This window comes from Sphingobium sp. (genome assembly GCA_023266575.1).
Classification (GTDB): Bacteria; Pseudomonadota; Alphaproteobacteria; order Sphingomonadales; family Sphingomonadaceae; genus Sphingobium.
Genome location: JAHFPV010000014.1, coordinates 85,002 through 99,916, shown reverse-complemented (window position 1 = coordinate 99,916; position 14,915 = coordinate 85,002). Strand labels below are relative to the sequence as shown.

General features: G+C 64.9%; 12 protein-coding genes. 5 read left to right on the top strand and 7 right to left on the bottom strand.

Translation table 11 applies throughout. From position 1 onward, the window contains the following. The first annotated feature begins 64 nt into the window (after positions 1-64). From Q0D44_RS14195 to Q0D44_RS14180, 4 genes are all read left to right on the top strand, one after another. Positions 65-2,113, top strand: coding sequence for an autotransporter assembly complex family protein (locus Q0D44_RS14195; RefSeq protein ID WP_294137279.1), 2,049 nt, complete (start codon positions 65-67; stop codon positions 2,111-2,113). Then, positions 2,113-6,291, top strand: coding sequence for a translocation/assembly module TamB domain-containing protein (locus Q0D44_RS14190; RefSeq protein ID WP_294137278.1), 4,179 nt, complete (start codon positions 2,113-2,115; stop codon positions 6,289-6,291). The genes Q0D44_RS14195 and Q0D44_RS14190 overlap by 1 nt, the downstream gene beginning before the upstream one ends. Before the next feature lie 2 nt (positions 6,292-6,293). After that, on the top strand, positions 6,294-7,673 hold the full coding sequence (locus tag Q0D44_RS14185; RefSeq protein ID WP_294137275.1) for an L-serine ammonia-lyase: 1,380 nt from the start codon (positions 6,294-6,296) through the stop codon (positions 7,671-7,673). A 174-nt stretch (positions 7,674-7,847) separates the two neighbouring features. Further along, positions 7,848-8,501, top strand: coding sequence for a porin family protein (locus tag Q0D44_RS14180; protein ID WP_294137273.1), 654 nt, complete (start codon positions 7,848-7,850; stop codon positions 8,499-8,501). Positions 8,502-8,537: 36 nt separating this feature from the next. Here Q0D44_RS14180 and pyrF read toward each other — a convergent pair whose 3' ends face one another. Genes pyrF through Q0D44_RS14150 form a run of 6 tightly spaced genes read right to left on the bottom strand, consistent with a single transcriptional unit; the run spans position 8,538 to position 13,827 of the window. After that, a complete protein-coding gene (pyrF, locus tag Q0D44_RS14175) occupies positions 8,538-9,212 on the bottom strand; it encodes an orotidine-5'-phosphate decarboxylase (protein WP_294137271.1) in 675 nt (224 codons plus the stop codon). Further along, positions 9,209-9,547, bottom strand: a complete 339-nt coding sequence (locus Q0D44_RS14170) for a LapA family protein (protein WP_294137270.1) — start codon at positions 9,545-9,547, stop codon at positions 9,209-9,211. The genes pyrF and Q0D44_RS14170 overlap by 4 nt, the downstream gene beginning before the upstream one ends. Positions 9,548-9,580: 33 nt before the next feature. Continuing rightward, entirely contained in the window at positions 9,581-10,438 is an 858-nt protein-coding gene (locus Q0D44_RS14165) for an aldose 1-epimerase (RefSeq protein ID WP_366009601.1), read from the bottom strand. A 32-nt stretch (positions 10,439-10,470) separates the two neighbouring features. Continuing rightward, positions 10,471-11,883: a sugar porter family MFS transporter gene (locus tag Q0D44_RS14160; RefSeq protein ID WP_294137266.1), complete on the bottom strand. Its 1,413-nt coding sequence runs from the start codon at positions 11,881-11,883 to the stop codon at positions 10,471-10,473. A gap of 52 nt (positions 11,884-11,935) precedes the next feature. After that, entirely contained in the window at positions 11,936-12,694 is a 759-nt protein-coding gene (locus Q0D44_RS14155; RefSeq protein ID WP_294137264.1) for an SDR family oxidoreductase, read from the bottom strand. After that, positions 12,691-13,827 carry a fumarylacetoacetate hydrolase family protein gene (locus Q0D44_RS14150; RefSeq protein ID WP_294137332.1) on the bottom strand — a complete coding sequence of 379 codons (1,137 nt, stop codon included), beginning with the start codon at positions 13,825-13,827 and terminating at the stop codon, positions 12,691-12,693. The genes Q0D44_RS14155 and Q0D44_RS14150 overlap by 4 nt, the downstream gene beginning before the upstream one ends. On the opposite strand from Q0D44_RS14150, the gene Q0D44_RS14145 reads away from it, so the two are divergent. Next, positions 13,814-14,194 carry a hypothetical protein gene (locus tag Q0D44_RS14145; protein ID WP_294137262.1) on the top strand — a complete coding sequence of 127 codons (381 nt, stop codon included), beginning with the start codon at positions 13,814-13,816 and terminating at the stop codon, positions 14,192-14,194. The two genes, Q0D44_RS14150 and Q0D44_RS14145, sit on opposite strands and share 14 nt — an antisense overlap. A gap of 113 nt (positions 14,195-14,307) precedes the next feature. On the opposite strand, the gene Q0D44_RS14140 is transcribed toward Q0D44_RS14145, so the two are convergent. Then, on the bottom strand, positions 14,308-14,730 hold the full coding sequence (locus Q0D44_RS14140; protein ID WP_294137261.1) for an EF-hand domain-containing protein: 423 nt from the start codon (positions 14,728-14,730) through the stop codon (positions 14,308-14,310). Positions 14,731-14,915 lie beyond the last annotated feature (185 nt).

Sequence of the window (14,915 nt, the reverse complement as noted above, 5' to 3'; positions counted from 1 at the left end):
TTTGGCCGCATTCTTCGCTTTCTAAGGCTGGCGCTTTCGCCCGCACTTGGTCTAGACCATCGCGATGATCCATGGTTTGCGGACCTTTCGCCGCCCTTCTGGCCGCCCGCACCCCGCACGGCTCCTGCTTGTTCCGATGCTGCTCGCTTGTCCGGGCGGTGCGCTGGCGCAGTCCGTCATGCCGCCAGACGCCATGCCGGACATCGACCAGTCGCTCGACACCATGCCCGACATCGGCCTGGACTGGCCCGACCTGGGGCAAGAAGATAGCGTCAAGCCGCTGCCCGACGATCCGGCTGACGTGCAGGTGGCAACGCCTGACGCTGCGCCCGATGCCAGCGCGCCGGTCGAACCGGTCGAGGAAGCTGCGACCTTCGCCGACGCAGGGGAGGAACGGCGCTATACCGTCCAGCTTACCGGCGTTGACACGATCGCCGACGCCACCTTCAAGCTGCGCTTCGACGAATTGTCCGCACTGCGGCAGGGGGAGGGCAAGGCCGCCAACCTGGCGCAGATCAACCGTCGGATCAAAGAGGATGACGAGCTGATCGACCGGCTGCTGCGCGCCAAGGGCTATTATGCCGCGCGCATCCGGGGCGCCGTCGCCGCGCCGCCCGCAGGCAGCGACCGGCTGGCGGTCAGCTTCGACATCACCCCCGGCCCGCAATATCTGCTCGAATCGGTTGACCTCACCGGTCTCGCCGAAACGGGCGACAAGGAAGCGCAACTGCGCGCCGCATTCCCGCCCAAGGTCGGCGATCCGGTCGATGCCGATGCGATCCTGGCCGGGCGCGACGCGCTGTCGGCGGTGCTGGCCGAAACCGGCTTTCCCTTCGCCAGGGTCGATGAACCCGAAGTGCGGATCGACCATGAGGAGCGCAAGGGCGACCTCGACATCATCGTCACGCCCGGCGGCTATCGCAGCTTTGGCGCGATCCGTCTGAATGACGAAAAATTGTTCAGCGCCCACCATGTTCAGGAAATCGCCCGCTTCGATCCCGGCGATCCTTACAAGGTGTCGGATGTCGAGGATTTGCGCCGCGCCATTGTCGCGACCGGCCTGGTCTCCTCGGTCAGCCTGACGCCCAAAGAGGCAGGCGATGGCACCCATGTCGATCTCGCCGTCGATGTCCGCCCTGCACCGCTGCGCACCATTGCGGGTCAGCTGGGCTATGGCACGGGCGAAGGCTATCGCGCCGAAGTCAGCTGGCAGCATCGCAACTTCTTCCCGCCCGAAGGCGCGGTGACGGTGCGCGGTGTCGTCGGCACCCAGGAACAGACCGCTTCCTTCACCTATCGGCGCAACAATTTCCACCGCCGCGACAATGTGCTGACTGGCCTGCTGTCGGTCAGCAACATCAAGCGCGACGCCTATGATGCGCGCACCATCACCCTGTCGGGCGGGCTGGAGCGGCAGACCAACATCTTGTTTCAGAAGGACTGGGTCTGGCGTTTCGGTGCGGAACTGATCGCGTCGGACGAAGCCGATGCCTTCAGCGGGGGCGCGCGCCGCACCTTCCTGATCGGCGCGATCCCCTTGAGCCTGACCTATGACGGCAGCGACGATCTGCTCAACCCCACCAAAGGCTTTCGCCTGGGTGGCCGGCTCAGCCCCGAACTCTCCTTTCAGGACAAGACCTTCGGCTATGCCAAGGTGCAGGTCGATGGCAGTATCTACCAGCCGATGGGCGAAAAGCTGGTGGTCGCGGCCCGCGCGCGCTTTGGCACCATCCTTGGCTCTACGGTCGACCAGATCGCGCCGTCGCGCCGTTTCTATGCCGGTGGCGGCGCGTCGGTGCGCGGCTATGGCTATCAGGCGATCGGCCCGCGCTTCGGCGTCGATGACGATCCGGTCGGCGGCAAGAGCCTGGCTGAATTTTCGCTGGAGGCGCGGGTGCGCTTTGGCAATTTCGGCGTCGTGCCGTTCGTGGACGCGGGTAATATCTCCACCACCTTCCTGCCGCGCTTCCGCGACCTGCGCATCGGTACCGGGCTTGGCCTACGTTACTATAGCAGCTTCGGCCCGATCCGCATCGACGTTGGCACGCCGATCAACCCGCAAAAGGGCGACCCGCGCGTCGCTGTCTATGTGTCTCTGGGGCAGGCCTTCTGATGGCGGACGACGCCCCCGCCACCAAGCCGCATCGCCGCCGCGCCTGGGACGGGCGCTGGCAGCGCTGGCTGGTCGGCATCGTCGCATCGCTGCTGCTGATAATCGTCGGCGCGCTGGCGTGGCTCGATACCTCGTCGGGCCATCGCTTCCTCATCAGCCGGATCGCGACGATCAAGCCGCCATCGGGCCTGCGCATCCAGGTCGACCGCATCGACGGCAGCATCTATCGCAAGGCGGTCCTGCACAATCTGACCCTGTCCGACCCCAGGGGCCGTTTTTTCGACGCGCCACGGGTGGAGCTGGACTGGTGGCCCTTCGCCTGGGCCTATAACCGGCTGGATATCGACCGGCTGGTCATCCCGCGCGCCACCCTGCACAAATTGCCCAAACTCAATCCCAGCCTGAAACAGGGGCCGATCCTGCCCGGTTTCGACATTCGCCTGATGCAATTTTCGGTCGGGCAGCTGACGATTGCGCCGGGCATCACGGGCCGGGTGCAGCAGGCGACGATGGCGGGCGACGCCGACATTCGCGGTGGCCGCGCGATCATTGATCTGACCGCCCGCGTCATCGACGGGCAGGACGCGCTGACCATCGCGCTCGACAGCCGCCCCGATAATGACCGCTTCCGCCTCGACGTCACCGTCAACGCGCCCAAAGGCGGCGTGCTGGCGGCCATGGCGGGCCTGAAACAGGATGCCAATCTGCGCATCGGCGGCAAGGGCGGCTGGAGCCGCTGGGACGGGCGCCTGTCCGCCACGCTCGACAGCCAGCCGCTCGCCGACTTCGTCCTCGCCGCACGCAGCGGCGCTTATTCCGCCCGTGGCTCGATCGAGGGCGGCGCGATCGCAGGCACCGGGCTGGTCCAGCGTCTCGCCGCGCCGCGCCTCGCTGTCCGCGCCAATGGCACTATGGTCGATCGGGTGATTGACGGTCGTCTCTGGCTGCGCTCCGCCGCGATCGATCTGGACGCGGACGGCGCGATCGACCTGCGCAACAGCGCGCTCGACAATATGCTGGTGCAGCTGAAGCTCGCCCGCCCGCAGGCCTTGCTCAAAACTATGCGCGGTCAGGATGTCGCGGCGAAGATCCGCCTCGACGGCCCCTTTGCGACTTTGGGCTATGAATATCTGCTCACCGCCCGCCAACTGGCCTTTGACAAGACGTTGATCAGCACTGTGCGCATGGATGGCAAGGGACGGCGGGCGGAAAATGGCCCGGCGCTGATCCCGCTGCGCCTGCGCGCCGCGCGGCTCGACGGGCAGGGCGAACTGGTCGAGGGCATCATCCGCAATTTCGCGCTCGATGGCGTCCTTCAGCTGAACGGCCAGCAGATCGTCAGCAACCCGATGGACGTGCGGTCGGACAAGCTGCGCGGCAAGCTGGTCATGCTCGCCGACCTCAAGACGGGCCGTTATGATTTCGGGCTGGATGGCCAGATCAACGGCCTTGCCATTCGCGGCCTCGGCATTGTCGACCTGACCTCCAAGCTGCGCGCGGTGCCCGGTCCCAATGGCAGCTTTGGCCTCAGCGGCAATGCGCTGGCGCGGGTGCGGCGGCTGGACAATGAATTTCTGCGCACGCTGGGCGGCGGCCTGCCGACCGTGCGCAGTGCGCTTGCGCTCCGGCCCGACGGGCAGTTGGCGCTCACCAATTTGCGGCTCGACGCGCCTTTGCTGACATTTAGCGGCAATGGCCTGCGCCACCGCGACGGCACGCTGCATCTGGAGGGGCAGGGGCGGCACGGTCAATATGGCCCGGTCAGGCTGACGCTGGATGGCAAGATCGATCGCCCGACCATCGACCTGCTGCTCGCCAGCCCGATGAAATCGCTGGGCCTGCGCGACGTGCGCGCGAAGCTGATCCCCGATGCGACCGGTTACAGCTATACCGCTGGCGGTGGATCGACCCTTGGTCCCTTCACCGGGCGCGGCATCATCCTGTTGCCGCAGGGCGGGCAGGCGGTCGTGCGCATCGTCCGGATCGACGTGTCCGGCGTCACCGCCAGCGGCGACATTCGCCCGGTGACCGGCGGGCTTGATGGGCAATTGGCCGTCAATGGTCCGGTCACCGGCTATATCAGCCTGAAGCCTGTCAATGCGATCCAGCAGGTCCAGCTCAAGCTGACCGCCAACGACGCCAGTTTCGACGGGCCGACGGTCATCGCGGTGCGTCGCGGCACGCTGGATGCGACGATGCTGCTCGATCCGTCCCGCACCACCCTGACCGCGACGGCGCAGGCGCGCGGTTTGCGTGTCGGCGGGGTGCTGCTGGGGCGCTTTGCCGCCAATGCCGATCTGGTCGATGGGCGGGGCAAGATACGCGGCAGCCTGTCGGGCCAGCGCGGCCGCATCTTCGACATACAGGGCGAAGCGCAGGTCGATGCCGACCGCATCCGCCTGACCGCTGGCGGCACGATCGACAAGCGCCCCATCCGCCTGACCCGCGCCGCCCTGCTGACCCGCACCGACGATGGCTGGAAACTGTCGCCCGCGACCATCAGCTATGCGGGCGGATCGCTGCAACTGGCGGGTGAGCTGGGCAGCACCTCCACCCATGTCGAGGCGCGGATGCAGAAATTGCCGCTCGCCCTGCTCGACATTGGCTATGACAATCTTGGGCTGGGCGGCACGGCGACCGGGTCATTAAGCTATGCCCAGCCGCGTGGCGGTGGCCTGCCCACCGGCACGGCAGAGCTGCGCATCCGTGGCCTGTCGCGGTCGGGCCTGTCATTGAGTTCCCGACCGGTCGATGTCGGCCTCAACGCCGCGCTGACTGCCGATCGCCTTGCTACCCGCATGATCTTCGTCGCCGATGGCAAGACGATCGGGCGGGCGCAGGCGTTGCTCAACCCGTTGGGTCGCGAAGGCGGTCTGGTCGAACGCTTGAACCGCGCGCCTTTCTTCGCGCAGCTGCGTTACGGTGGCACGGCGGACACGCTGTGGCGGCTGACCGGCGTGGAGATTGTCGACATTGGCGGCCCGGTCAACGTCTCCGCCGACATGCGCGGCACGCTGGGCAACCCGCAAATCACGGGATCGCTGGCGACCGACAATGCCGCGATCAACAGTCCCGTCACCGGAATGCGCCTGAAAAATGTCAAGGCGGGCGGGCGCTTTTCCGGCGACCAGCTGGTTATCTCCAGCTTCGCCGCCACCGCGCAAAATGGCGGATCGGTCAACGGCACAGGTCGCTTCACCTTCAACGGCATAGCGGGCGTCGGCATGGACCTGGCGATGCAGGCGGACAATGCCGCGCTGCTGGAGCGGGACGATATTGCCGCGACCGTCACCGGGCCTATCACCTTGCGCTCCGACGGCGTGGGCGGGACGATCGGCGGCGACCTGACCCTCAACAAGAGCCGCTTCACCCTGGGCCGTGCCGCTGCCGTTGCGCAAATCCCCGAACTCGCCGTGACCGAAATCAACCGCCGCGGCGAGGAGGTTGAGCGGGTCCGCACCAATGTCCCCTGGGCATTGGCGATCAAGGCGCGCGCGCGCAACCGCCTGACCGTCACTGGCCTTGGCCTGGACAGCGAATGGCGCGCCGATCTCGACATTGGCGGCACCGTCACCAGTCCGGCGATTGCAGGCCGGGCGGAGCTGGTGCGTGGCGGCTATGAATTTGCCGGGCGCCGGTTCGACCTGCGCGAAGGCCGCATCCAGTTTGACGGCAAGACGCCGGTCAACCCGACGCTGGACATCGACGCGCAGGCCGACGTCAGCGATCTGACCGCCACCATCCATGTCGGCGGCACGGGCCTGAAACCGGAGATCACCTTCACCAGCGTCCCCGCGCTGCCGCAGGATGAATTGCTCTCCCGCATCCTCTTCGGCACCTCCATCACCAACCTGTCCGCGCCCGAAGCCTTGCAACTCGCCTCGGCCGTCGGATCATTGCAGGGCGGCGGCGGGCTGGACCCGATCAATGCGGTGCGCAAGGCGGCGGGCCTAGACCGGCTGCGCATCATCGCTGCCGATCCGACACAGGGGCAGGGGACGTCGATCGCGGCGGGCAAATATCTGACCCGCAAAACCTATGTCGAACTGATCACCGACGGACAGGGCTATAGCGCCACTCGGATCGAATATCAGGTCACGCGCTGGCTCTCTCTGCTCGGCGCCATCTCGACCCTGGGCCGCGAAAGCGCCAACGTGCGCGTGTCGAAGGATTATTGATCGTGACCAAGTCCCGCATCGACGCTGCCGCTGCGATCAGCGTCATGGACCTGTTCACCATCGGCATCGGCCCGTCCAGCTCGCACACGGTCGGCCCGATGCGCGCGGCGCTGATGTTCATGGAATCGCTGCCCGCCCGGCCTGTCCGCGTCCGCTGTGATCTCTATGGCTCGCTCGCGCTGACCGGCCATGGCCATGCGACCGACAGCGCGATCCTGCTCGGTCTGTCCGGCTACAGCCCGGAAAGCGTCGATCCCGATGCCATCCCCGCGATCCTGCGCGCCATCCGCGACGATGGCCGCATCCGGTCGGGCGAGGACTGGATCGCATTTGAGGAAGCGCGCGACCTCATCTTCCACAAGGGCGAATTTCTCGAAGCGCACAGCAATGGAATGCGTTTTTCCGCCTGGTTCGAGGGGCAGGAAGATCCGCAGGTGCAGGATTATTACTCCATCGGCGGCGGCGCGGTCCTGCCCGGCAGCCCCCAGCCTGACGCGCCGCTCGGCCATAATATCGTCCAGCCCTATCCCTTCTCCTCCGGCGCGGAAATGCTGGCACAGGGGGAGGCGACCGGCCTCTCCATCGCCACGCTGGTCCTGCGCAACGAAGGCGCATGGCGGGTGCAGGCAGACACCGATGCCTTCCTCGACAGCGTGATCGACGCGATGAGCGCCTCGATCGATCGCGGCATGGCGCAGGAAGGGCTGCTGCCCGGTGGCCTCAAAGTCCGCCGCCGTGCCATGGCGATCCACCAGCGGCTGCGCCTGCAACAGGACGCGCTTGGCCCGGCACAGATTTTCGAATGGGTCAGCCTGTTCGCGCTGGCGGTGAATGAGGAAAATGCCGCCGGTGGCCGTGTCGTCACCGCCCCCACCAATGGCGCGGCGGGGGTGATCCCCGCAGTGCTGCATTATTATCGCCGCTTCGTCCCCGGCGCGGATCGCGATGGCGAGCGGCGCTTCCTGCTCACCGCCGCCGCCATCGGCTTCCTCTACAAGAAACGCGCGTCCATCTCGGCCGCTGAAATGGGCTGTCAGGGCGAAGTCGGCGTCGCTTGCTCCATGGCCGCAGCGGGCCTAGCCGCCGTGCTGGGCGGCACCAACGGGCAAATCGAGAACGCCGCCGAAATCGGCATGGAACATAATCTGGGCCTCACCTGCGACCCGATCGGCGGCCTCGTCCAGATCCCCTGCATCGAACGCAATACGATGGGCGCGGTCAAGGCGATCAACGCCGCCTATCTCGCGCTCCAGGGCGATGGCCGCCATATCGTCAGCCTTGACGCGGTCATCGAAACCATGCGCCAGACCGGCGAGGACATGGCCAGCCGCTACAAGGAAACATCGCTCGGCGGGCTGGCCGTCAACGTGGTGGAGTGCTGAGCGGGTTCCATCGGCTCGTCCTTTTCAGCCCACAATATCGGGACGAGACGGTCGCGACTGTGCCAATTTGGCAACATAAGTCTTTGTTTATCTTAGGTTCATGCAACCAACGGCTTTGCCCGGACTTCAACGTCTCACCCCTGCGGGGCGTGAATGACAATTGGAGTTAAGCATATGCGTAAGTTAGTGGTCGCAACCCTTTTGGCCGGAACCGCGGTCGCCTCACCTGCTCTGGCACAGGACGTCGGCCCGACCTTCACCGGTCCCCGCGTCGAAGCGATTTTGGGCTATGACCATGTCGGTGCCGGCAGCGATGTAGACAATAATAATGGCCGCGACGACCAGTCGATCGACGGCCTGCTCTACGGCGTTGGCGCTGGTTACGACATCAATCTGGGCAGCGCTGTCGTTGGCGTCGAGGGCGAATATACCGACTCCACTGCCAAGAGTGACCGTTTCGACCTGACCGACCAGTTCGGTTTCGGTCGCGTCAGCCAGGGCCGTGACCTCTATGTCGGCGCGCGCGCAGGCATTCTCGCCAACCCCAATACGCTGGTCTATGTGAAGGGCGGCTATACCAACACCAAGCTCAACGTGCTGGCTGGCGACAGCGACGAAACCACAGACACAGCGTTCAAGCTGGACGGCTGGCGCATCGGTGGCGGCGTGGAACGCGCGATCAACCAGAACACCTTTGCCAAGGTGGAATATCGCTACTCCAAATATGACAGCGCCCATATCGATTATATGGACGGTGCAACGAGCAGCGAATTCGACATCGACACCGACCGGCATCAGGTCGTGGCCAGCGTCGGCTGGCGCTTCTAAAAACAGGGCGGGGCGGGAGAAATCCTGCCCCGTTTTTTATAGCGTCGCCTCAATCTCACGCGCGGCAAGATCGGGATTTTCCGCCAGGCTGATCGGCCGTCCGACGACCAGGATGGACGCGCCGCGATCCAGCGCCTGTCGCGGCGTCACCGCGCGCTTCTGGTCGCCCATCGCGCCCCCTGCGGGTCGCACGCCCGGCACGACGAAGAAGCCGTCGGACCAATGTTTCTTGACCATCGCGACTTCCTCGCCCGAACAGACGATCCCGTCCAGCCCGGCATTTTGCGCCAGATCGGCCAGCCGCCGCACCTGATCCTCTGCCTTGCCGCCCACGCCAATCTCGAGCAGGTCGGCATCGTCCAGACTGGTCAGTACCGTCACGGCCACCACCTTGGTCTTGATGCCTGCCGCGGCCTTGGCATCCTCGAGCATAGCCCGCCCGCCCGCGGCATGGACGGTCAGGATCGCCGGTTCCAGCAGGTGCAATGCCTGCACCGCCTTGGCCACCGTATTGGGAATATCGTGCAGTTTCAGATCGAGGAAGATCGGCAGGCCGAACTTCATCATCTCATGCACGCCATGATGGCCATTAGCGCAGAAAAATTCGAGCCCCAGTTTCAGCCCGCCGACATGATGACGCACCTGCTGCGCCAGATTTTGCGCCTTGCCAAGGTCCGGCGTGTCGATCGCGACATAAAGGGGGCTGCTCATACGGGTCCTGCGGGGTTGAGGGGGGGAAGGGATGGGATGGAGGTGTCAGGCGTGATTGGCGGGGTGGTAACGGGCGGCGGCGTGGCGCTCGCCGTCACGGCCAAGGCGCGCTCGGCGCTGTCCAGCCGCCGCTTCAATCGCCAGCGCGTCGCACGTGCCATGATCCAGAAGGGCAGCGCGCCCAGCAGAAACGCGCCGATCAGCAGCACCGGCAATTTGGTTTCCATCACCATGTCGCCCCACAGGCGGACGGTCACGGGCACATAATTCGCCATGCAGAAAAAGGCGAGGGCGACGGCGATCACGACCCAGAAGGCGGTCCGCAAAAATTGCATCGGCATATCCTCTTGCTGGTCAACCGGGGCAGCTTAGGCGATCCCGTCGCTTTTCGGAAGCGTCTGATCGCTTTTGTCGATGGCGATCGTCATCGACAGCTGCGTGGAGGCGCCCGGCGCCAGCACGGCCATGCCGCCCGCCCGGTTTATCGCGTCGGGACAATGGCTCACCGGCTCGATACAGAAATCGACGGAACCGGGCGGGCGATAGACATGCAGCCAGTCCGCGCCGCTGGCGGTCAGGACGATGCGCGTGCCGTCGCCGCGTACGATCGTCGCGCATCCGTCCCAGCCGGCATAGACATTGTCGATCAGCGTATCGCCCATCACCCCGGCCCCGCGCGACCAGTCGCCCAGCGCGTCAGCCGCCACTTCCCGGTCGGGCAGCATGTCGGGCGTCGCCAGCCACAGGCTGGTCGCGGCAAACTGCAATTGCGTGCCTGCATCGGCCAGAAAATAGGGATGGAAGCCCAGCCCCGCTGGCATCGCCGTGTCGCTCCTGTTGGTCAGCATCAGGCGCATATCGATCGCGTCGGGCCGCACTTCCACATACTGCTCGGCGCGATAGGCCCATGGCCAGTCCGCCCCGCCATCATGATCCTGCACCAGCCGCACCGCGTCCGCGCTCTGTTCCACGATCTCCCAAGCCGCCTGCCATCCCGTGCCATGAATGCTGTGCGGATGATCGCCGAAATTGCATGGCAGTTGATAGTCCCGCCCGGCAAAGGCAAAGCGCCCGTGCGCGATCCGGTTGGCATAGGGGACCAGCGGAAAACTGGCCATGCCCAGCGGATCGCGGCAGTCCACCGGCGCGCGCCGCAGAACATCCAAGCCGCCATGGCGCAACCACAGCAGCGATCCGCCGCCAGCAGGGGAGAGCGCCGCTTCCAGCGCCCCCACCCGTAAAAGGACCGGCCCGCCGCTCAGCCGACCATATCCTCAAGCTCGCGGCCCTTGGTTTCCTGCACCATCTTGCGCACGAAAAAGTAGGAGATCGCCGCAAACAGGGCATAGCCGCTATAGGTCATGACCAGCCCCGGCGACACCGCCAGTGCGGGAAAGCTGACCGAAATGGCGGCATTGGCGATCCACTGGGCAAAGCCAGCGACCGCCAGCCCCGATCCGCGAATCTGGTTCGGGAACATCTCGCCCAGCATCACCCACATGATCGGTCCCCAGCTCATGTTGAAGAAGATCACATAGAGATTGGCGGCGATCAGGGCGATCAGGCCATTATGCCCCGGCAGGCTGACCCCGCCATCCGCCCCGGTGACCGCGGTGGAAAAGGCATAGGCGACGATCGCCAGCGTCACCGCCATGCCCGCCGATCCGATCAGCAGCAGCGGCTTGCGACCGATCCGGTCGATCAGCAGCATCGACCCCAGACAGGCACCGATCGACAGCACGCCCGACAAAATGTTGATCTGCAACGCATTATCTTCGGAAAAGCCGACCGCTTCCCACAAGGTCGCGCCGTAATAAAAGACAACATTGATGCCGACCAGCTGCTGGAACACGGCCAGCCCAATGCCGGTCCACACGATCGGGCGGATGTTGCCGCTGCTCTTGTCGATCAGGTCGGACAATTTGGGGCGATGATGGTCGGCGGCCAGGCTGTCGCGAATCTCCACCACCTTGCGCGCCGCTTCCTGCGCACCGAACAGTCGGGTCAGCACCGCCTGCGCTTGCGTTTCGCGCCCACGCGCGACCAGATAGCGCGGGCTTTCGGGGATGAAGAGCAAGGCGACGAAATAGATGGCTGCCGGGATTGCCTGCAACCAGAACATCCAGCGCCATGCCGTATAATCCAGCCATAGCGGCGCGGTGGAGCTGCCAGCGTAACGGGCCAGAGCGAAATTGGCGACGAACGCGCCGGTCAGGCCGGAAATGATCATGACCTGCTGTATGCTCGACAGCCGCCCGCGCACCGCCGCCGGGGTCACTTCGGAAATATAGACCGGCGAAATGACGCTCGCCGCGCCCACGCCCAGCCCGCCGATGATCCGCGCGAAGATGAAAATGGCCGACGACCCGGCTGCCCCAGCCAGCAGCGCGCTGACCAGAAACAGGATGGCGGCGAGCATCATGACGCCACGCCGCCCGATCATGTCCGCCATCCGCCCCGCACCAAAAGCACCGATGGACGACCCGACCAGAATAGCCCCGACATTGACGCCAATGCCGAGCTTGCCCAGGTCAAAGGCGCTTTCCAGCCCCTTTTGCGTGCCGTTGATGACCCCGCTGTCATAGCCGAACATGAACCCGCCAATCGTCGCTACCGCAACGATCGCGGCGATAAAGGCCATATTGACCTTCTCCGCGCTGCCCTCACTCATCCTCGTGCGTCCTTCCCGTTTTATATCGTTACGATAATCCGGTTGTGCCGCGTCAGCGCCACCCGGCATCGATAAAATAATCATGGCCGGTGCAGTAACGCGCATCGTCCGACGCCAGGAACAGCGCCAGCGCAGCAACATCGACCGGCATGATCCGCCCGTCCAGGCATTGCGCGGCGACGATCTCCGCCTCGCCTTCGGGCGTGTACCATTTCATCTGGCGCGGGGTTTTGACATTGCCCGGAATGATGGTGTTGACGCGGATATTGTCGCGCCCCAGATCGCGGGCCAGACTGCGTGTCAGCCCCTCGATCGCGGCCTTGGCGGTCTGGTACAGCACCAGATCGGGCAGGGCGAGATGCCAGCTGATCGACCCGAAATTCAGGATCACCCCGCCGCCTGCACGCTTCATCGCCGGGACGGCCGCCTGTGCCGCAAAGAACAGGTGGCGCAGGTTCACCGCCATCCGCTCGTCCCAATAGGCGGGGGTGACCTCGTTGATACTGTGCCGGTCGTCATTGGCGGCGTTGTTGATCAGGATATCGATGCCGCCAAGCTCTGCCTCCACCTGTCCGATCATCGCCTGCACGGCATCAATGTCGCGCAGGTCGATATGGTGAAAGACCGGCGCGAAGGCAGCGCCGTCCAACCGCGCGACCAGCGCCTCGCTTTCCGCCTGCGCAATATCGCAAAAGGCGACGCGCGCCCCCTGCGCAACAAAGCCCTCGACAAGTCCTTCGCCAATGCCGCTGCCGCCGCCCGAAATGAACACGCGTTTGCCCGCCAGGCTGGGATAGATGGCCCGGCTCATGCCGCGTCCCTCTTTGCCAGCAGGCCGCGCTGCGCCAGATTGGTCATCAGCGCGCTCAGCCCCCAGGTCCATGGCACGGCATCTTTTGATGTCACGACCCGATTGACCAGCCTGCCCAGACGCGGCGTCGCGATGGTGACGATATCGCCGACCTTATGGGTAAAGCCGCGCCCCGGATCGTCGCGATCCTGCACCGGCGCGAACAATGTCCCCAGGAGCAGCGCGAACCCGTCGGGATATTGATGTTCGCTCAGCGTCTGGCGCACCAGTTCCAGCGGGTCGCGGCTGATCTGGTTCATGCTGCTGCGCCCGTCCAGCCGATAGCCTTCCGGTCCGTCGATGGTCAGCCCGACCTCGGCATTGCGCACATCGTCGATCGTGAAGCTGTCGTCGAACAGGCGGATCAGCGGCCCCAGCGCGCAGGACGCATTATTATCCTTCGCCTTGCCCAGCAGCAGTGCGGAGCGCCCCTCAAAATCGCGCAGATTGACGTCATTGCCCAGCGTCGCGCCGACTGCCATGCCGCCCGCATCGACGATCAGCACGATTTCGGGTTCGGGATTGTTCCAGGTCGAATCGGACCGGATGCCGATATCCGCGCCAGCCCCAACGGTCGCCAGCACCGGCGCCTTGGTGAACACCTCAGCATCGGGGCCGATCGCGACCTCCAGATATTGCGACCACAACCCATCCTCGATCAGCGCGGCCTTGAGCGCCGCCGCTTCGCTCGATCCGGGGACGACCGCGCGGATGGAGCCGCCGACCCGCTCCTCCAGCCGGCCGCGAATGGCCGCCGCCGCGCCCGAATCACCGCGCGCCCGTTCCTCGATCACCCGCTCGATCGCTGACAGGGCGAAGGTCACGCCGCACGCCTTGACGCATTGCAGGTCGACCGGGCTGAGCAGCGGCAGGTCCAGCGCGTCGAGCGCGCCCAACGCTTCACCAGCATCCGGCGACACCGGCAGCTTCTCGATCAGCTGCGCCACGGTCGGCGCGACCCGGCTCATATCATAGGCGATGCCCTGAGCCACCAGCAGGGGGCTTGGTCCTTCGGCGCGCAGCACGCGACCGATAAACAGGCCATCGCGCCAATCGGCGGGCAGGCAATCGGACAGGCTCATGTCCACCGGCATCATCAACTCCTGGCAGTTTATACTTGATAGCGCTACCAACAATGCTGATGCACGGAAGTCAAGGGGCAGGGCAGGGGCAATCGGTGCGCAGCGACAATTGCGACCGATGGTGGTCACAAAACTGCCTTTCATCTTTTCCCCGCCGCCGCTTTACGGCATAGCTATTGATGTCATGAGCAAAATTGAAAAGACCGCGCCGGACACCGACGCCTCATCCGCCACCCCCGCAGTACCCGCTGACGACAAGAGCGATCTTGCCAGCGCGGCCCGAAAATCCGCAGGCAAGGCCGCCTGGACCGGCGCAGCTGTCGGCATCGGCTCGGCCGCGATCGTCGCGGCCCTGCTCTACACCCGCAAGCGCAGCTAAATCCCGCCGACGCAAAAAGGGCGGCATGGCCTTCGCACCATACCGCCCATTTTTGCGACCCTTACGGGCTCTTCTTCTCCGTCCTTCGCGACGGGGAGTATAACTGCGTCAACTTATCCGGCGCCACCGCTCAGATAGGTGACCAGTTCCGGCTTGCTGACCGACACGCTCTTGTCGGCGTCCGCCGTGGTGAACGCGCCATTGGCCCAAGCGGTCACCTGCTCGGCGGGCAGCGTCTTGCCTGTCGCCTTCATTTCCTGATCCTTCAGCGCGACCATCCATTTGGAAAATTCGGACTGGTCGAGCTGGCCGTCGCTATTGGCGTCATAGGCCGGAAATTCGGTATCGACGATCGACGCAACCGCATTGGTCGGGTTAGCGGGCGTCGCCGGGGTTGCCGGAGTGGCCGCTTCAGGCGTTGCTGTCTGCGCTTCCGCTGGCGCTGCAGGTGTCGCACTCTGGGGCGTTGCAGTCTGCTGCGCCATGGCGGGGGCGGCAATGGCAAGGGCGGTCGTGACTAGAAGCGTGCGGATCATGACAATCTCCTCGGTTACTTAAGCCGGAACAGTGAAAACTTGCTCTGCCCGGCGTTGAATGACGGAGGGATAATGACTGATAACCCGTCAATGTTCCTGAATATCCGTTCATGTTCAACGGCTTGTCTTGGGAATCCGCTCAATTCGACTGTCTTTGCTGTGCAAAGTGCGACCAGTTGAGGCCA